The organism is Actinocrinis sp. (assembly GCF_035605935.1).
Taxonomy (GTDB): domain Bacteria; phylum Actinomycetota; class Actinomycetes; order Streptomycetales; family Catenulisporaceae; genus Actinocrinis.
Genome location: NZ_DATNGK010000257.1, coordinates 17491 through 35466 on the forward strand (window position 1 = coordinate 17491; position 17976 = coordinate 35466).

A 17976-nucleotide genomic window follows, 5' to 3' on the forward strand; every position below is an offset into this window, starting at 1 on the left:
CGGCTCAGACGTTGAAGCGGAACTCGACGACGTCGCCGTCCGCCATCACATAGTCCTTGCCCTCGATGCGCGCCTTGCCGCGAGAGCGTGCCTCGGCTACGGAGCCCGCGTCCACCAAGTCCTGGAACGAGACCACCTCGGCCTTGATGAAGCCGCGCTGGAAGTCGGTGTGGATGACGCCGGCCGCCTCGGGCGCGGTGGCGCCCTTGCGGATCGTCCAGGCGCGCGATTCCTTCGGACCGGCCGTCAGGTACGTCTGCAGGCCCAGAGTGTCGAAGCCGACCCGCGCCAGCTGGGTGATCCCGGATTCCTCCTGGCCCATGCTCTGCAGCAGTTCGAGCGCCTCATCGTCGGGCAGCTCGATCAGCTCGGACTCGATCTTCGCGTCGAGGAACACCGCCTCGGCGGGGGCGACGAGTGCGCGCATCTCCGCTTTGAGCTGATCGTTCGTCAGCTCGTCCTCGTCAACGTTGAACACGTAGATGAACGGCTTGGCGGTGAGCAAGTGCAGTTCGCGCAGCGGTGCGGGGTCGAGGCCGGCGGCGTAGACCGTGGTGCCCTCGTCGAGCACCTTCTTGGCCTGCTCGATCGCGGCGACGACGGGCTGCTTCTCCTTCGCCATCCGCGCCTCCTTCTGCAGACGCGGAAGGGCCTTCTCGATGGTCTGCAGGTCGGCCAGAATCAGCTCGGTGTTGATCGTCTCCAGGTCGCCGCGCGGGTTCACCTTGCCGTCCACATGGTGCACGTCCGGGTCGGTGAACACCCTGATGACCTGGCAGATCGCATCGGCCTCGCGGATGTTGGCGAGGAACTTGTTGCCCAGGCCCTCACCCTCGGAGGCGCCGCGCACGATCCCGGCGATGTCCACGAAGGACACCGTGGCGGGGACGATCCGCTCCGACTTGAACAGCGCGCCGAGCACGGCGAGCCGGGGATCGGGCACGCCCACCACCCCGACGTTCGGCTCGATCGTGGCGAACGGGTAGTTCGCGGCGAGCACGTCGTTCTTGGTCAGCGCGTTGAAGAGGGTCGACTTGCCGACGTTCGGCAGGCCGACGATTCCGATCTGCAGGGCCATGGACGGCAAGTCTAGTTGTCCCTGTCAGTGCTAACTCCCACGATGTTGTTCGTGAACCCTGGAGAGCTGGTGCTGCTGTTGATCGGGCTCGCCCTTGGCCTCGCGCTGGGCGTGCTCTGGGAACGCGGGCGGGGCCGCGGCCCCTCCGCCGAGGCGCTGGACCGGTCGACCGACCGGCTGCTGGGCTTGGCCGATCAGCAGTTCGCGCAGGTCGGCCGGCCCATTCAGGAGTCGCTGCGGCACCTGGACGACCGGCTGCGCGAGATCGAGCGGGAGCGCAGCTCGGCGCAGGCCGCGCTGGCCCGGCAGATCGAGGACGTGCGCACGACTGGCGAGGAGCTGCGCGGGCAGACCGCCGCGCTGGTCACCGCGTTGCGAGCACCACAGGTGCGGGGCCGCTGGGGCGAGCTTCATCTGCGGCGCGCGGTGGAATTGGCCGGGATGGTGGATCGGTGCGACTTCACCGAGCAGCTGGTGGTTGGCGCCGCGGTCGACGGGGACGAGGGCGCGGCACGGCCGGACCTGGTCGTCCGCCTGGCCGGCGGGAAGCACGTCGTGGTGGACGCCAAGGTGCCGCTCGGTGCGTTCCTGGAGGCCGCGGAGGCGCGGGACGAAGAGATCCGCGCGGATCGGCTAAGGGCACACGCGCGGCAGCTGAGGGCGCACGTCGAACAGTTGGGTTCGCGGGCTTACTGGAAGCGGCTCAACTCGATCGGTGCTTCGACGCCCGAGTTCGTGGTGCTCTTCGTGCCTGGCGAGGCGTTCCTGTCCTACGCACTCGAAGCTGATTCGAACCTGCTGGAGTACGCGGCGGAGCGGCGCGTGATGCTCGCCTCGCCGACCACACTCATCACGTTGCTACGTACCGTTGCGTACGCGTGGTCTCAGGACACGCTTGCCGCGGAGGCTCGTACGGTCATCGACCTCGGCCGGGATTTGTACGATCGGATCGGGGTGCTGGCCGGGCACGTCGACCGGCTCGGCGGGTCGCTCGGCAGCGCGGTCGCGGCGTACAACCGGGCGGTCGGGTCGCTCGACTCGCGAGTACTCGTCGCGGCACGGCGGCTGCACGACCTCGGCGTCGGCGAGACCGCGCCGGAGACGCCGCGGCACCTGGACACCGCGCCCCGCTCCCCCAGCTCGCTGGACTCGCTACTGCCGCTGCCGAGCGCTCCCGGCGGCTTGACGCCGCGTGCCTCGTCCGATCGGATGACGCCGTAACGCACGGCCCGCGCGAGAGGCCGCATTCGTGCAGGTAGACGGGTTCTGATGCGCCCGAGGCGGCGCATCATCCAGACGAGTGACCGGCGGGCGTGGCAGCAGCGCGCGGTCAACGGCGGTTCGTACCGTGACGCGTATGAGCCAGCACCCGGCGGCCGACCATGGATCCTCTGAGGGACGCGTGTGGCGTCCGGAGCCGGTCGCCCGGCACGCCGCCGACCCGAACGCTCAGCGGCCCGGTGACGGCTCTCGGGGACTGGTGCGGCGGCCGCCGAGCTCGATGCCGTCCTGGCCGAGCGGCGTGGGCCAGCGCACCGGTTCTGGCTCGCGCTCGCAGCCGGTCCACGGAGCAGCTGCCCGTCAGCAGCCGCCGCCAGCGCTCGCCCGCCCACTGGCCGGGAGCGCGCCGCTTACTGCGTTCGGCGTATCGATCGTCCTCGTCGGCGCCTGCCTCATCGGCGCGGCGCTAGACCTACTTCTGGTCAGTACGGCCGCTTGGTGCATTATCGGATTGTTCCTGGTCGGCAGCGCCTACTCGGCAATGAAGGTACGACGATCCGACTGGTACTCGGCCGTGGTCGGCCCGCCGCTCGCGTTCGCGGTGGGACTGATGCTCGTCGCGACCTTCTCGCCGCACGACATGGGCTCCGGGCTGATGGGAACCGTCGCGACGATGCTGGAGCTGCTCGCGTACAAGGCGCGCGCGGTCTTCTCCGGTACCGCACTGGCGCTGTGCATCGTGCTCGCGCGCAGGCTGCCGTTCCGGCGCTGACGCTGCGTCAGACGGCGGCCGAGTCCAGATTCACCGACGCGAAGCTGCGTCAGCCGTCGTTGAGGTTGCGCCGCAATTCATGCGGAAGCGCGAACAGCAGCTTCTCCTGCGCGGAGCGGACCTCTTCCACGTCGGTGTATCCGCGCTCGGCGAGCAGCGCCAGCACGCCCTGCACTAGCTCCTCCGGGACCGACGCGCCCGAGGTGAGGCCGACGGTAGTCACGCCCTCGAACCAGGCCGGGTCGATTTCCTCGGCGCGATCGATCAGATAAGCCGACCGCGCTCCGGCTTCCAGCGCCACCTCGACCAGCCGCACCGAGTTGGAGGAGTTGGTCGAGCCGACCACGATCAGCAGGTCGGACTGCGCGGCGATGCGCTTGACCGCGACCTGCCGGTTCTGCGTCGCATAGCAGATGTCGTCCGACGGCGGGTCGATCAGCAGCGGGAAGCGCTCGCGCAGCTTGGCGACGGTCTGCTCGGTCTCGTCCACCGACAGCGTGGTCTGGGAGAGCCAGGCCACCCGGGACGGGTCGCGCACCTCGACGTCCGCGACGCCCTCGGGGCCGTCCACCAGCTTGATGTGCTCGGGGGCCTCGCCGGTGGTGCCGATGACCTCCTCGTGGCCCTCGTGGCCGATGAGCAGGATGTCGTAGCCCTCGTCGGCGAAGCGCACTGCCTCCTTGTGCACCTTGGTCACCAGCGGGCAGGTCGCGTCGATGGTCTTGAGGCTGCGCCGCGACGCCTGGTCGTGCACCTCTGGGGCGACGCCATGCGCCGAGAAGATCACGATCGCGCCCTCGGGCACCTCCTCGTTCTCCTCGACGAAGACCGCGCCGCGCTCCTCAAGCGTCTGCACGACGTGCTTGTTGTGCACGATCTGCTTGCGCACGTAAACCGGCGCGCCGTATTGCTCGAGCGCCCGTTCGACGGTCTGGACCGCGCGGTCCACGCCCGCGCAGTAGCCGCGCGGCGCGGCGAGCAGGACCCGCTTGCGCTGCGGGGCGTCGGCAGGGGCTGCGCTCGAGGCGGAGTCGGACACTGAGGTGGCCGGGGTGGAACCGGAGGCGGTGACCATGTCTCTATGGTATTCGCGGACGCCGTGGGCGCCCCAGAGCGGGAGAGCCGATCTTTACATCTCCCGCACACTTTTCTCGCCGCGCGGTTCTGATCTGCGTGTCGGCGCCGGCCGATACCGTTGTGACATGGCCCTGCAAACCTCGTTCGAGCAACCGGTGCCGGTCTCGGCCCTCACCAAGATGGTCGGCGACTGGATCGACCGGCTGGGCGCGATCTGGGTCGAGGGTCAGATCACGCAGATCAGTCGGCGGCCCGGCGCGGGGATGGTATTTCTGACGCTGCGTGATCCGTCGCATGACGTGTCGGTCAGCGTGACGTGCTACCGCAGCGTGTTTGAGAAGGTCGTGCCGGCGCCGTCCGAGGGCGCGCGTGTCGTGGTCTGGGCGAAGCCGACCTTCTACCGGCCGCGCGGCCAGTTCTCGCTGCAAGCACAGGAGTTGCGGCCGGTCGGCATCGGCGAGTTGCTGGCCCGGCTTGAGGAGCTCAAGCGCAGGCTGGCGGCGGAAGGGCTGTTCGATCTCGGGCTGAAGAGGCCGCTGCCGTTCCTGCCGCATCTGATCGGGCTGATCTGCGGCCGGGCCTCGGCGGCCGAGAAGGACGTGCTGGAAAACGCGCAGCGGCGCTGGCCGGGCGTCCGGTTCGAGGTGCGTGAGACGGCAGTGCAGGGCGCGGGCGCGGTGGCGGGAGTGACCGCTGCGTTGGCCGAGCTTGACGCGCATCCCGAGGTGGACGTGATCGTGATCGCGCGAGGCGGTGGCTCGGTCGAGGACCTGCTGCCTTTTTCCGATGAACAGCTGATCCGTGCGGTGGCCGCCTGCCAGACGCCGGTGGTCTCCGCGATCGGCCACGAGCCCGACTCGCCGCTGCTGGACCTGGTCGCCGACCTGCGCGCCTCGACGCCAACGGACGCGGCGAAGCGGATCGTGCCGGATGTGCACGAGGAGATGGAACGGGTCGCGCAGGCGCGGCGCAGGCTGTGGGGCACGATCAATCAACTGCTGGACCGGGAGTACCGGGCGCTGGAGGGCTTCCGGTCCCGGCCGGTATTAGCCGCGCCGTACGCGATGCTCGACCAGCGCACGCAAGAGGTCGCAGCGCTGCGGGACCGGGCCTATCGGTGCGCGCGCCACAAGGTCACCCGAGACGACGAGGTCCTGGCGCAGACGCTGGCCAGAGTGCGCGCGCTCTCCCCACTGGCGACGCTGGAGCGCGGCTATGCGGTGGTGCAACGCGAGGGCGGGGCGGTGGTGCGCAAGCCGGAGGAGGTGGAAGCGGGCGACGCACTGGCAGTGCGGCTGGCCGGCGGTTCATTGAATGCGACGGTGAGTTAGCGCCGCAGCGCGGGATTCTGTGAGTGCCGCGCCAACACCGCAAGCGCGAGACAGGAGCCGCGGCCCGGCGCTGGGTCGAGATCCCGTCTTAGGGCAGCGACGGGAGCCAGGCCGTGAGCGCGAGGCCGCGCGGTTCGTGGAAGCCGAGGTCGCGGTAGAGCGATTCGCCCTGGTCCGAGGCGTGCAGGTCGACGCGCGAGACGCCGCGGGCTCGCAGCCAGTCGAGCGTCGCCGAGACGACGGCGCGCGCGTGGCCTTGGCGCCGGAACCGCGGGTCGGTGGCCACGCTGAGGAGGTAGCCGATCTGGCCGGTCGCGTTGGCCGGGCCCGGCAGCCGCTGCTGAATCACGCCGACAGAGCAGGCCGCCAGCATGCCGGGCTGATCCGGCGCGTCGGTCACGAACGCCTGCAGGGGGCCGTCCGGGTCGCTGAGCGCGGAGCGGAACGCCTCGATGCACGGTTCGCGCCAGGAGTGGTCGAGGATCGGGCCGAAGATGGACATCATCACCTCGCGCAGCCTGGTCAGCTCCTCGGCGTCGGCGACCACCGCTTGACGTGCCGCGATTCCCACAGTTGGCCTCCTTGCGCGTAGCTGTCGCCCCGGCAACCTATCGTTGTCCTCATGGCTGAAGAAGCGAATTCCGCGGGCGCGGGTTCCAACGGCGGGGACCTGAACGGGCTCGGCTACGAGCAGGCGCGCGAGGAACTGGTCGCGACGGTGCAGCGGCTCGAAGCCGGCGGGCTTTCGCTGGAGGATTCGCTGGCGCTGTGGGAACGCGGCGAAGCGCTGGCCGCGCATTGTCAGGCCAAGCTCGACGGCGCGCGGGCCCGGCTCGACGCCGCGGTCGCCGCCCGCGAAGAGGGCTGACGCTCCTGGTCAGAGCGGCACTGGTCAAGACAGCTTTGCTCAAATCCAGCCCGGTCAGCGCCGGGCGTTGAGTGGTGCCCATCAATGGGCGCCGATCAGCGCAAGGCGGCGGCGAGCGTCTCTAGGTCCGCGAGCGGCGCACTGCCAGCCACGATCACAGTTGACTTTCCGTCCTGGGCGTAGAGCAGCGTGCGCAGTCCGGCCGGCGACGTACCGGTGTAGCGCTGCCATTCGCTCGGCGTCGCGCCAGCGATCTGTACCGCGCCTTCCTGGCTCGCGTTCGAATGCTGGTCGCTCAGGTAGCCGGCGAAGGATTCGCTGGTCTGCTCCAGGGAGGCGTAGCCACCGCTCGGGGTGAGATAGCCGAGGTGCCACTCGGCCGGGCCCGATCCGGCCGGGTTGTAGTAGGCCGAGGTGAGCGTCCAGGTCGCCGGGAGGCCGGTCGGCGCGAGCACGGCGAACGGTTCGGCCGCGCGGGCGGCGCCGAGCGTGGTCTGGTACGTCGTGGCGTCCACCGGGTGCACCGGGTTCCCGGCCTTCGAGGGCTTGAGCACGAGCACCAGGATGATCGGCACCGCGATCACCGCCAGGGAAAGCATCATGTCCCGGACAGTGGTTCGAAGCCGCGAGTTGCGCGGGCGCGGGCGCGCCATGTCCACCGGATTCGCCATGTCTCCATCGTCTCTGATCGGCGGCGGCGCCCGGCCACCGGGGGCGGGTTGTCCGCGTCGCTACGATCAATAGATCAGCAGTAGAGCAGTAGATCAGCGGACTAGTAATCGGCCGTCCCCTCAACGGCCGCCGCCGCCTCTCTGATGTCCCGTGCGGAAGGACACCACCATGAGCAGCACGTCCGAGACCGAAAACCCCCAGCTTCCGGACCGGAACCTGGCCCTGGAACTGGTACGCGTTACCGAGGCCGCCGCGATGGCGGCCGGCCGCTGGGTGGGCCGCGGCGACAAGATCGGCGCGGACGGCGCGGCGGTCGGCGCCATGCGGCACCTGATCAACACCGTCTCGATGGACGGGGTCGTGGTGATCGGCGAAGGCGAGAAGGACAACGCCCCGATGCTGTACAACGGCGAGCGCGTCGGCAACGGCGACGGGCCCGAGTGCGATGTCGCCGTCGATCCGATCGACGGCACCACTCTCAACGCCAAGGGCATGCCGAACGCGATCGCGGTCATCGCGCTGGCCGAGCGCGGCGCGATGTACGACCCGTCCGCGGTCTTCTACATGGAGAAGCTGGTCACCGGCGCGGAGGCGGCTGAGGCCGTCGACATCACCGCCTCGGTCGAGCACAACGTGCGAGCGGTCGCGCGGGCGAAGGGCAGCAAGCCTTCCGAGGTGACCGTGGTCATCCTGGACCGGCCTAGGCACGAGAACCTGGTGCGCGAGGTCCGGGAAACCGGGGCGCGGATCAAGTTCATCTCGGACGGCGACGTGGCCGGCGCGATCATGGCGGTGCGCCCGGACACGGGAGTCGACCTGCTGCTTGGCGTTGGCGGCACCCCAGAGGGGATCATTGCCGCCTGCGCGATGAAGTGCCTCGGCGGCGTGATCCAGGGCCGGTTGTGGCCGCGCGACGATGCGGAGCGGCGCAAGGCACTGGACGCGGGCCACTATCTCCACCGGGTACTGACCACGGATGATCTGGTCACCGGGGAGAACGCGTTTGTCGCCATCACCGGCATCACCGATGGCGAGTTGGTGCGCGGAGTGCGGTACCGCGCCGGCGGGGCGATAACGTCCTCGCTTGTGATGCGGTCGAAGAGCGGCACCGTGCGCCGCATCGACTCGGAGCATCGGCTGGACAAGCTGCGCAAGTTCAGCGCCATCGACTTCGGCTAGCCGTTAGATCTCGACGCGCTGGCCGGTACGCGCCGGCCAGCGCGTCATAGCGCGTCATGAGGCATTTCAACTCATCCGTTCAGCGTTTCCAACGGGCACCGGGCAGATACGGGTGTTACCTCTGTTTGAGGGAACAACTATCTTCATTGGTTCGCGATCGCCGCGGAGGCGCTGATGTCGGGTCAGATGGCAGAGACCGCCGCGGATCTCGCGCCGCTCGAGGAGAACGCCGGCCGGGTGCGGCTGGTGTTCGCCGGCGTGATGCTCGGCATGTTCCTGGCTGCCCTGGACCAGACGATCGTGTCCACCGCGCTGCCGACCATCGTCAGCGACCTGGGCGGGGCGAACCACCTGTCCTGGGTGGTCACCGCGTACATGCTGGCCTCGACCGCGACCACGCCGCTGTGGGGGAAGCTCGGCGACCTGTTCGGCCGCAAGACCGTCTTCCAGGTCTGCATCGTCATCTTCCTGGCCGGCTCGGTGCTGTGCGGGATCGCGCACAACATGACGGAACTGATCGCCTTCCGGGCGTTCCAGGGCATCGGCGGTGGCGGGCTGATGGTGCTCGCCATGGCGGTGATCGCGGACGTTGTGCCGCCCCGGGACCGCGGCCGGTACCAGGGCGTCATCGGGGCCGTCTTCGGCGTTTCGTCTGTGCTCGGGCCGCTGCTCGGCGGCTTCCTGGTGGACAACCTGTCCTGGCGCTGGGTGTTCTACGTCAACCTGCCGGTCGGCGTGGTGGCTCTGGGCGTCATCGCGGCCGCGTTGCGGACCAAGGCGCCGAAGGAGCGGCCGCGGATCGACTACGCCGGCACCTCGCTGCTCGCCGCCGCATCGACCTGCCTGGTGCTGATCACCAGCCTCGGCGGCAGCACTTGGGCCTGGAACTCGGTGGAGGTGTGGGGCTGCGGGATCGGCGCGGTGGTGCTGCTGTCCGGGTTCGTACTCGTGGAGCAGCGCGTCGTGGAGCCGGTGCTGCCGCTGCGCCTGTTCCGCAACCCGGTGTTCTCGATGAGCTCGGCGATCGGGTTTGTGGTCGGCCTGTGTATGTTCGGCGCGCTCTCGTTCATCCCGCTGTTCATGCAGGTGGTCAACGGCAACTCGCCGACCGTGTCCGGACTGCGGCTGCTGCCGCTGATGGGCGGATTGCTGATCGCGTCGATCGGCAGCGGACAGCTGATCAGTAGGACCGGCAAATATAAGATCTATCCGATCGTCGGCGCGGCTCTGATGGCGGTCGGGCTCTATCTACTCTCTCGAATCGACGATCACTCAAGCGCGACACTCATGGGCATCGACATGGCGGTGTTCGGCTTCGGCCTGGGCCTGACCATGCAAGTACTGATCATCGCGGTGCAGAACACGGTGGACTACGCCGACCTCGGCACGGCGACCTCCGGCGCCACCTACTTCCGGTCGATCGGCGGTTCGTTCGGCGCGTCGATCTTCGGCACGATCCTGAACAACCAGCTGCGCTCGAAGGTGACCGGCGGGCTGACCACCGGCACGCTCCCGCGCGACTTCCCGGTGCAGCGCGCGCTCGAATCGCCGACCTCGGTCCACCAGCTGCCGCACGCGCAGTCCGCACCGTTCCTGCACATCTTCGCGCTGTCGATGCAAACGGTGTTCCTGATCGCGGTGCCGATCACGCTCGTCGCCTTCGTGCTCACGCTCTTCCTGCGCGAAGTGCCGCTGCGTGGCGCTACCGCGTCGCCGGAGCTCGGCGAGGCCACCGGCCTGCCGACCTTCCGCAGCTCGCTGGACGAGATCGAGCGCGCGCTGACCAGGCTGACCAGCCGGCAGAACCTGTGGGACCGGTACGAAGCCGTCATCGAGCGCGCCGGGGTGGCCATCACCATCCCGCAGGCGTACGGCATGTTCCGGCTCTACCACGTCGGTCCGATCACCGACGAGGCGGCGGCTCGGCGGCTCGGCGTGCCGGTCGAACAGGTCCGCGCGAAGATCGACGGGATCATCGCGAGCGGTTTCGCGCAGCGCGACGCGACCGGTCTGGTCACGCTGACGCCGGCCGGCGTGCAAATCATCGACCAGCTCTCCAGCGCGCGCTCGGAGATCCTGCAGGAGCAGCTGGCCGGCTGGTCGCCTGAGCAGCACGCGGACCTGTTGGCGATGCTGCGCCACCTCGCCGACAACTCGCTGGACGCGCCGAACCGGGACGTGATGTCACGTCAGAGCTGAGTTACCGCAGCGCGCAATCCGTCAGACCATGGCGTGGGACGCAAATCTCCGCGCGTGACCTTCACGATGGTGCGGGTACCGCGCGCATGCTCGACCTGCTCACCATCGTCGCCCTCAGACAGGCAACGGAACGTATACACCGCGCTGGTCCGGCCGAGCCGACCGAGTCCGACCTCGATGACGAGTTCGCCGCGCTCGCGGGTGAACGGCCGCAGGAACTCGATCTCGTAGTGCTTGACCACGACATAGCTGTCCGAGGGATCAAGCCCGGTCAGCGAGTGGTAGAGCGCGGTCATGGCGCGCTCCACATGGATCGCGTAGCGCGCGTTGTGCAGGACGCCCACCATGTCGAGCTCGTCGAACCAGACCGTGGACCGGAGCACGTAGAGCGGCTTGTCCGGCGAATCGGCGCTCGTGGTCTCGCTGCTCATCGGCCCTTGAGCCATTTCTTCTTCGGACCTTTGCTCTCGACGCTGCCGAATACCGCGACGCCCTGTACGTGCACGACCGGCGTCTCCGGGCCGAATTGTGTGCCGGGTCTGGCGGCAAGCTTGCGCGATCCGAAGATCGCACTGCCTTCGTCGTGCAGAATGACGCCCTCGGGCACCCGGATGATGACTTCGCCGAACACAGCGTTCGCGATGATGGTGACCTCGCGCTGCTCCAGCATGGCCTCGGTCAGGTCCAGTTCCACCGAGCCGAAGATGGCGCGCGCGTTGAGGCCGGAGCGCACAATCCATCGGCCGGTCCGCTTCGTCTCGCTGAAGAGGGCGACCACCGGTTCTCCGCCGCTGTAGCGCGTCGCGGCATCCGCGGCGGACAGGTCGGCGAGCCCGGCGCCAGGAGATGTGGCGGTGGCGGTCGGCGGCGCGAACACGACCGGCAGATCAGCCACAAGCGGCCGCAGTTCCCCCATCGTCTTCGCTCCGTACACGGCCTCGAGCCGCTCGCTGTGCTCCTCGGAACTCAGCCGGCCCTCCGCAAAGGCCCGGCCCAGCAGTTCGGCGACGTGTTCGCGGTCGGCGTCGGAGGCGCGTAGGCCGAGGCTGCGGTCTTCCGGGCCACGCATCGCAGGAGAAGTCACGTCGCTACGCTACCCGGCGCGAGGCGCGGAACGCGCGGGCATAGGCTTCCTTTGTAGTCGGCAACGCCGCGAGGCTGCGGGCTCGTTAAGACGTACGGTCACAGGAGGCTTGTTCATGCCCGAGTTCGCTTATTCAGATCTGCTGCCGCTCGGGCCGGACGAGACCGAGTATCGGCTGCTGACGAGCGAGGGCGTCTCGACGGTATCCGCGGCCGGCCGAACCTTCCTGCAGGTCGAGCCGTCGGCGCTGCGACTGCTGACCGAAACGGCGATGCACGACATCGCGCACTACCTGCGGCCGGCGCACCTCACGCAGCTCGCCTCGATCATGAACGACGCCGAGGCCTCGCCGAACGACCGGTTCGTCGCGCTCGACTTGTTGAAGAACGCGAATATCGCGGCCGGCGGCGTGCTGCCGATGTGCCAGGACACTGGAACCGCGATCGTGATGGGTAAGCGCGGGCAGAACGTGCTGACCGACGGCGGCGATGAGGCGCATATCGCGCAGGGCGTGTATGACGCCTACACCCGGCTGAACCTGCGGTACTCGCAGATGGCCCCGCTGACCATGTGGGAAGAGAAGAACACCGGCTCCAACCTTCCGGCGCAGATCGAGCTGTACGCCGCGTCCGGATCCGCGTACAAGTTCCTGTTCATGGCGAAGGGCGGGGGCTCGGCGAACAAGTCCTTCCTCTATCAGGAGACGAAGGCGGTGCTGAACCCGAAGGCGATGCTGCGGTTCCTCGAGGAGAAGATCCGCTCGCTCGGGACCTCGGCCTGCCCGCCCTACCACCTGGCGATCGTGGTCGGCGGCACGTCCGCGGAGTACGCGCTCAAGACGGCCAAATACGCCTCAGCGAAGTACCTGGACGGCCTGCCAACCGAGGGCTCGATGCTGGCGCACGGCTTCCGGGACCTGGAACTGGAGGCCGAGGTGCTGGAACTGACCCGGCACATCGGGATCGGCGCGCAGTTCGGCGGAAAGTACTTCTGCCACGACGTGCGGGTGATCCGGCTGCCGCGGCACGGCGCGTCCTGCCCGGTGGCGATTGCGGTCTCCTGCTCCGCGGACCGACAGGCGCTGGGAAAGATCACCGCTGAAGGCGTGTTCCTGGAGCAGCTGGAGACCGACCCGGCGCGCTATCTGCCCGAGACGACCGATGAACACCTAGACGATGACGTAGTACGCGTCGACCTGAACCGACCGATGAGCGAGGTACGCGCGGAGTTGGCGAAGTACCCGGTCAAGACGCGCCTGTCACTGTCGGGGACGCTCGTAGTTGCGCGAGACATCGCGCACGCGAAGCTCAAGGAGTTGCTGGACGCGGGCAAGCCGCTGCCGCAATACATCAAGGATCATCCGGTTTATTACGCCGGACCGGCTAAGACTCCGGAGGGCTACGCCTCGGGCTCCTTCGGTCCGACGACGGCCGGACGGATGGATTCGTACGTTGATCAGTTCCAGGCCGCGGGCGGCTCATACGTGATGCTGGCCAAGGGCAACCGCAGCAAGCAGGTCACCGAGGCGTGCAAGGAGCACGGCGGTTTCTACCTCGGTTCGATCGGCGGCCCGGCGGCTCGGCTGGCCCAGGACTGCATCAAGCACGTCGAAGTGCTCGACTACGCGGAGCTCGGCATGGAGGCGGTCTGGCGGATCGAGGTCGAGGACTTCCCGGCCTTCATCGTGGTCGATGACAAGGGCAACGACTTCTTCACCAACCCGGGCGACGACAAGCCGTTGCTGCGGATCGGGCAGCGACCCTGATAAAACAGCAGCCGAGCGGCTGGTGAATTCAATACCGAATCAGGCGGGGGGCGCGTCGTGGCGCAAAGTGATCCGTGGGCGGTCGCCGGGCCGCAGAGCCCGTCCGAGGAGGCGCCGTCCAGCTGGGCGCAGCCTGCGGCGCCGCACAGCAGGCCGAACCAGTTGTACGTCGTGGTCGCGGTGCTCTTTTTCGTGGCGGCGGCAATGCATCCGGTCTGGCTGGCCATCGCTCCAACCAACAGTCTCATCGACCGGTACATGTTCGCCTTTCCGAATGAGGACGCGAACAAGGGTTACGTGCTACTGCTCTTCGCGGCGGTCGGCACGCTCGTTCTGATACGACGCAGCCGAGTGTTCGGGCTTGGACTCGCCATCGCGCTGCCGCTGACCTGGTTGGCAACCGATCCGAGCAATTTCCGGCCGTCCCTCTTCACGAGATCGGCAGACGAGCGCACGGCCATGATCGTCTTCATCTCGTTCGAATTGGCCACGATGGCAGCCGCTGGCTTTGCCGGGTTCGCGCTGCGCGACCTGCTGCGGCGCGAGCCGCCCGCCGCAATCACCGAGCGCGCGCAAAAGCGCGCGATCAGGGTCCTGTGCCTCGGCTGGGGAGCTGTTCTCGGCGGTGGGCTGTGGCTGATTTCCGGCCTTATGAGCTGGCGCGTGGACCACTACGGCCTGGCAGAACTCGGCCAGCTGCACACTTACTACTGCTGCGACTGGACCGCCCACACCAACTTCGGCAAGGCGGGCGTACTCGCTAGTTTCGTCGTGGCCGCCGGGTTCGCGGTCGCGGCCGGGTTTGTCCGGTCGCGCGCCCTGTCCGCGGCGTGGCTGCTCGGCCCGTTCTTGTTTAAGGCGGCGGAACTCCCCGACATCGGCATCCGCGCGATCTTCCCCAGCCAGTCCCTACTCGGCTGGAATGTGGCGCAGCTGTATTCGAACTATGTGGTCACGACCACCCTGCTGGCAGGATTCTGGTTGGCGCTCGGCGGCACGCTGATTGTCGTTATCGCGGCCTGCCTGCGCCTGCGCATCGGTCGACAATCAGCGGGACCTTACGCACAGGCTCTGGAAAGCGCGATCGGCCAACAGCCGTAGTGGAAGCAGGCCGGGCCGGGACGCACGAAGCGTACCGGCCCGACCTGTGTCAAGCTGCTGCGTTAAACGTTACCGCACGGCCAAAGCCTGATCGGCTTAGTACCAGTTGTGCGCTTCCCAGAAGGACTGCGCCGAACACGGCGAGCCATAACGCTCGTCCATGTAGTTCAGCGTCCACTTGATCTGGGTGACCGGGTTGTCGCGCCAGTCGGAGCCCGCGGATGCCATCTTGTAGCCGGGTAGCGCCTGGCCGAGGCCGTACGCACCGCTGGACGGGTTCGTCGCGTGGACGTCCCAACCCGACTCGCGGGTGACGATCCAGTCGAAGCAGCCGAACTGGCCGGACGGCACGATGCGCTCGGCGATCTGGTACGCGCTCAGACCCGCGTAGGGGTCGACATGCGTGACCACCGGGGCCGGCTTGGTGGTCGCCGGAGCCGGGGCCGCGGCCTTGGTGGTCGCGGGCGGCGTCGGCTTCGCGCTCGAGGGCGACGCGGACGGCGTCACGCTGGCGCTGGCACTTGGTGATGCCGGGAGCGTGGGCGCCTGCACTGCGATACGGGCAACATGTGCCACCGGCGCAGTAGACGCATTCGCATTCGACGCAGTGGCAGCGATGCCGCCGATGATGGCGCCGGTCACTGCGGTGCACGACGCGGCGGTTACCGCGATTTTGTGCTTGTGCGCTGATATGGACTCGGGTATGGACAGGCGGAGCCTGGGCACAAAAAGCCTTCCGTCTGCCGGCGGGCATGGCGAAGCCGCGGCCGCTCAGGCCGCGCTGTGACTCTGCTCTGCCATGCGCGCTCGGCGCCTCGCCCCTTTTGACTCGTGCCCGCGGCGGAAGTACACACCTTCGGGTGGCGCGCCGGGTCGGTTCGCTTCATTGCTGGGAGAACCCGGTGCGGGGGGCCTGACGAACCAAGACACTGCCTGATTGTTGGCGCAAACCCCAAATCTTTCAGATGTGGGTTAAATCACACCAATTACACCGTCTGTGGACGTCCGTTAACGCTTCGTCGAGCCGGACCAGGTCAGCTGGATGATCAAAAACTGCGCAAAAAGCCCCGGGAATCGCTTCCCGGGGCCGTGATTTTGTGGCGTGGGTCACATAACGAGGTGTCCCTCGGATCTGCGAGCCCGCGCGCGGACGCGATCAAACCACGATCAGACCGACAAATCCTCCAACATTTCGGTCACCAGAGCGGCGATAGGCGAGCGCTCAGAGCGCGTCAGGGTCACGTGCGCGAACAGCGGGTGACCCTTCAGCTTCTCCACGACCGCCACCACACCGTCGTAGCGGCCGACGCGCAGGTTGTCGCGCTGCGCCACATCGTGGGTCAGCACGATCCGCGAGCCGGAGCCAATCCGGGAGAGCACGGTGAGCAGCACGTTGCGTTCCAGGGACTGCGCCTCGTCCACGATCACGAAGGAGTCGTGCAGCGATCGGCCGCGGATGTGGGTGAGCGGCAGGACTTCGAGCATGCCGCGATCCACCACCTCGTCGATCACGTCGCTCGTGGTCAACGCGCCGAGGGTGTCGAAGACCGCCTGGCCCCAGGGGTTCATCTTCTCCCCCTCGGTGCCGGGCAGGTAGCCGAGGTCCTGACCGCCGACCGCGTACAACGGCCGGAAGACGACGACCTTGCGGTGCTGGCGGCGCTCCATGACCGCCTCAAGGCCCGCGCACAGCGCCAGCGCCGACTTGCCGGTGCCGGCCCGGCCGCCGAGCGAGACGATGCCGACCTCCGGGTCGAGCAGCAGGTCGAGCGCGATCCGCTGCTCCGCGGAGCGGCCGTGCAGCCCGAAGGCCTCACGATCGCCGCGCACCAGCCGCACCTGCTTGTCCGCGGTCACCCGCCCCAGCGCCTTGCCCCGCTCGGAGACCAGCACCAGGCCGGTGTGGCACGGCAGGTCGGCGGCTTCGGCGATCTCCGCCCGCCCGTCCTCGAAGAGCCGGTCCACCACATTGCCGCCGATCTCGAGCTCGGCCATGCCGGTGTAGCCCGAGGTGATCGCCAGTTCCGCCTGGTACTCCTCGGCCGGCAGACCTACCGCGGCGGCCTTCACCCGCAGCGGCAGGTCCTTGGAGACCAAGGTCACCTGCTTGCCCTCGGCCTCCAAGTTCTTGGCCACCGAGAGGATGCGGGTGTCGTTGTCCGGGGATGCGGCCGCGGGACGGAATCCCGGCGGCAGCACGGTCGGGTCGGTGTGGTTGAGCTCGACACGCAAGGTGCCGTCCGCGGTCCCGATCGGAATGGGCGCGTCGAGGCGCCCGTGCTTCACGCGCAACTCGTCGAGCATCCGCAGCGCGGAGCGCGCGAAGTATCCGAGTTCGGGGTGGTGGCGCTTGCCTTCGAGTTCGCTGACGACCACGAGCGGGATGACCACTTCGTGTTCGTCAAAGCGGGTGAGCGCGGCCGGGTCCGCGAGGAGGACGCTGGTGTCCAGCACGAAAGTGCGCCGTTCGGGACGGGCGGAACGGCGCTTGGGTGTAACGGCCACTTAGCACGACTCCCTGTGGCGCGCCGTGCCCGGCGCGCCCTGAACGAGGGTGGGAATTGCACACCGGTCACAACGGTAAGGAAGGGGGGCGGCTCCAGGCGAGGAGTTTTCGGCTGATCACCGGACCGTGCGCGGCAGCCTCACGAGGTCTGCCAGCGGGGCCGGTGTCACACGTCATACCAGGGCATTACCCCTTGCGGCCTATGTGAAAACGGTCTCCGGCCTGGCCTGCAGCGCAGTCCTCGGACGTGTGAGCGCGTTACGCTCCATAGCGGCGCTGGCGCAGACTGTAGTCACGCAGCGCCCGAAGAAAGTCGATCTTGCGGAACGCGGGCCAGAACGCTTCGCAGAAATAGAACTCGGAATGCGCGGATTGCCAGAGCATGAACCCGGAAAGTCGCTGCTCCCCGGAGGTACGGATCAGCAGATCCGGATCAGGCAGGCCACGAGTGTAAAGGTGCTGCGCGATGTGTTCGACGTCAATGACCTGTGCCAGGTCCTCGATCGAAGAACCGCGTTCCGCGTGTTCCTGAAGCAGAGAACGTACCGCGTCGGCAATTTCCTGACGGCCGCCGTATCCGATGGCTGCGTTAACGACCAGACCGGGGTTGTCTGCGGTTCGTGCGCCGATTTCCTTGAGGGTGCGGGCGAAATCGCCGGGCAGCATGTCAAGGGCGCCGAGGGGACGTACGCGCCAGCGACCAGTGTCAGCGAGGCTGCGTACGGAACCTTCGATGATGCGTAGGAGATCGGCGAGTTCGTCGGCGGGCCGGTTGAAGTTGTCGGTCGAGAACAGCCACAGGGTCACCACCTCGACCCCGGCCTCTTCACACCAGCCGAGCAGATCGTGGATCTTGTCGGCGCCGCGCTGGTGTCCGGTGGCGATCTGTTCGCCGACCGACTTCGCCCACCGCCGGTTGCCGTCCATGACCACGCCGACATGCCGCGGCATGCGGCGCCGGTCCAGCTTCGCGGTCAGCCGTTTTTCGTACACGCCGTAGACGAGGTCTCGCACACTCATCTCCGACGCCTCTCCTCGGCCTGCGGTTCTCCTGCGGAACCCTATAACCATCACAGCCGCCCCAACCCCCGAAGAAGCGAGGCGGCTGTGAGGATCTGGTGAA

17 protein-coding genes are annotated in these 17976 nt (G+C 68.0%); 8 read left to right on the forward strand and 9 right to left on the reverse strand.

Translation table 11 applies throughout. The annotated features are described in order from the left end of the window. Positions 1-4 precede the first annotated feature (4 nt). On the reverse strand, positions 5-1078 hold the full coding sequence (ychF, locus tag VN779_RS20310; protein WP_325725714.1) for a redox-regulated ATPase YchF: 1074 nt from the start codon (positions 1076-1078) through the stop codon (positions 5-7). Positions 1079-1129: 51 nt separating this feature from the next. On the opposite strand from ychF, the gene VN779_RS20315 reads away from it, so the two are divergent. Together VN779_RS20315 and VN779_RS20320 are read left to right on the forward strand one after the other, a co-directional pair. Then, the gene (locus VN779_RS20315) at positions 1130-2299 is read left to right on the forward strand and encodes a DNA recombination protein RmuC (RefSeq protein WP_325725716.1); all 1170 of its coding nucleotides are present in this window, start codon (positions 1130-1132) and stop codon (positions 2297-2299) included. Positions 2300-2435: 136 nt separating this feature from the next. Continuing rightward, positions 2436-3071 carry a DUF6542 domain-containing protein gene (locus tag VN779_RS20320; RefSeq protein WP_325725718.1) on the forward strand — a complete coding sequence of 212 codons (636 nt, stop codon included), beginning with the start codon at positions 2436-2438 and terminating at the stop codon, positions 3069-3071. Positions 3072-3120: 49 nt separating this feature from the next. On the opposite strand, the gene VN779_RS20325 is transcribed toward VN779_RS20320, so the two are convergent. Continuing rightward, complete coding sequence (locus VN779_RS20325) at positions 3121-4146, reverse strand: 4-hydroxy-3-methylbut-2-enyl diphosphate reductase (RefSeq protein ID WP_325725720.1); 1026 nt, start codon at positions 4144-4146, stop codon at positions 3121-3123. A gap of 127 nt (positions 4147-4273) precedes the next feature. Between VN779_RS20325 and xseA the strand changes: the two genes are divergently transcribed. After that, a complete protein-coding gene (gene xseA, locus VN779_RS20330; protein WP_325725722.1) occupies positions 4274-5479 on the forward strand; it encodes an exodeoxyribonuclease VII large subunit in 1206 nt (401 codons plus the stop codon). Positions 5480-5567: 88 nt separating this feature from the next. On the opposite strand, the gene VN779_RS20335 is transcribed toward xseA, so the two are convergent. After that, the gene (locus VN779_RS20335; RefSeq protein ID WP_325725724.1) at positions 5568-6050 is read right to left on the reverse strand and encodes a GNAT family N-acetyltransferase; all 483 of its coding nucleotides are present in this window, start codon (positions 6048-6050) and stop codon (positions 5568-5570) included. 51 nt (positions 6051-6101) lie between these two features. Here VN779_RS20335 and VN779_RS20340 point away from each other — a divergent pair, with 51 nt between their 5' ends. Further along, positions 6102-6347, forward strand: coding sequence for an exodeoxyribonuclease VII small subunit (locus tag VN779_RS20340; RefSeq protein ID WP_325725726.1), 246 nt, complete (start codon positions 6102-6104; stop codon positions 6345-6347). A gap of 95 nt (positions 6348-6442) precedes the next feature. Here the strand turns inward: VN779_RS20340 and VN779_RS20345 are convergent, their stop codons facing one another. Beyond that, a complete protein-coding gene (locus VN779_RS20345) occupies positions 6443-7018 on the reverse strand; it encodes a DUF4245 domain-containing protein (protein ID WP_325725728.1) in 576 nt (191 codons plus the stop codon). Positions 7019-7187: 169 nt separating this feature from the next. Here VN779_RS20345 and glpX point away from each other — a divergent pair, with 169 nt between their 5' ends. Together glpX and VN779_RS20355 are read left to right on the forward strand one after the other, a co-directional pair. Beyond that, complete coding sequence (gene glpX / locus VN779_RS20350) at positions 7188-8198, forward strand: class II fructose-bisphosphatase (RefSeq protein WP_325725730.1); 1011 nt, start codon at positions 7188-7190, stop codon at positions 8196-8198. A gap of 174 nt (positions 8199-8372) precedes the next feature. Further along, positions 8373-10397, forward strand: coding sequence for an MFS transporter (locus VN779_RS20355; protein WP_325725732.1), 2025 nt, complete (start codon positions 8373-8375; stop codon positions 10395-10397). Here the strand turns inward: VN779_RS20355 and VN779_RS20360 are convergent. Beyond that, positions 10388-10828: an acyl-CoA thioesterase gene (locus VN779_RS20360; protein WP_325725734.1), complete on the reverse strand. Its 441-nt coding sequence runs from the start codon at positions 10826-10828 to the stop codon at positions 10388-10390. The genes VN779_RS20355 and VN779_RS20360 overlap by 10 nt on opposite strands. Then, the gene (locus VN779_RS20365) at positions 10825-11481 is read right to left on the reverse strand and encodes a DUF1707 SHOCT-like domain-containing protein (RefSeq protein WP_325725736.1); all 657 of its coding nucleotides are present in this window, start codon (positions 11479-11481) and stop codon (positions 10825-10827) included. The genes VN779_RS20360 and VN779_RS20365 overlap by 4 nt, the downstream gene beginning before the upstream one ends. A gap of 115 nt (positions 11482-11596) precedes the next feature. On the opposite strand from VN779_RS20365, the gene VN779_RS20370 reads away from it, so the two are divergent. Together VN779_RS20370 and VN779_RS20375 are read left to right on the forward strand one after the other, a co-directional pair. Beyond that, the gene (locus VN779_RS20370; protein ID WP_325725738.1) at positions 11597-13246 is read left to right on the forward strand and encodes a fumarate hydratase; all 1650 of its coding nucleotides are present in this window, start codon (positions 11597-11599) and stop codon (positions 13244-13246) included. A gap of 171 nt (positions 13247-13417) precedes the next feature. Further along, positions 13418-14347, forward strand: a complete 930-nt coding sequence (locus VN779_RS20375) for a hypothetical protein (protein WP_325725740.1) — start codon at positions 13418-13420, stop codon at positions 14345-14347. A 96-nt stretch (positions 14348-14443) separates the two neighbouring features. Here VN779_RS20375 and VN779_RS20380 read toward each other — a convergent pair whose 3' ends face one another. From VN779_RS20380 to VN779_RS20390, 3 genes are all read right to left on the reverse strand, one after another. Next, a complete protein-coding gene (locus VN779_RS20380; protein ID WP_325725742.1) occupies positions 14444-15073 on the reverse strand; it encodes a hypothetical protein in 630 nt (209 codons plus the stop codon). Positions 15074-15514: 441 nt separating this feature from the next. Next, entirely contained in the window at positions 15515-16852 is a 1338-nt protein-coding gene (locus VN779_RS20385; protein WP_325725744.1) for a PhoH family protein, read from the reverse strand. Positions 16853-17111: 259 nt separating this feature from the next. After that, positions 17112-17873: an isoprenyl transferase gene (locus tag VN779_RS20390; RefSeq protein ID WP_349260865.1), complete on the reverse strand. Its 762-nt coding sequence runs from the start codon at positions 17871-17873 to the stop codon at positions 17112-17114. Positions 17874-17976 lie beyond the last annotated feature (103 nt).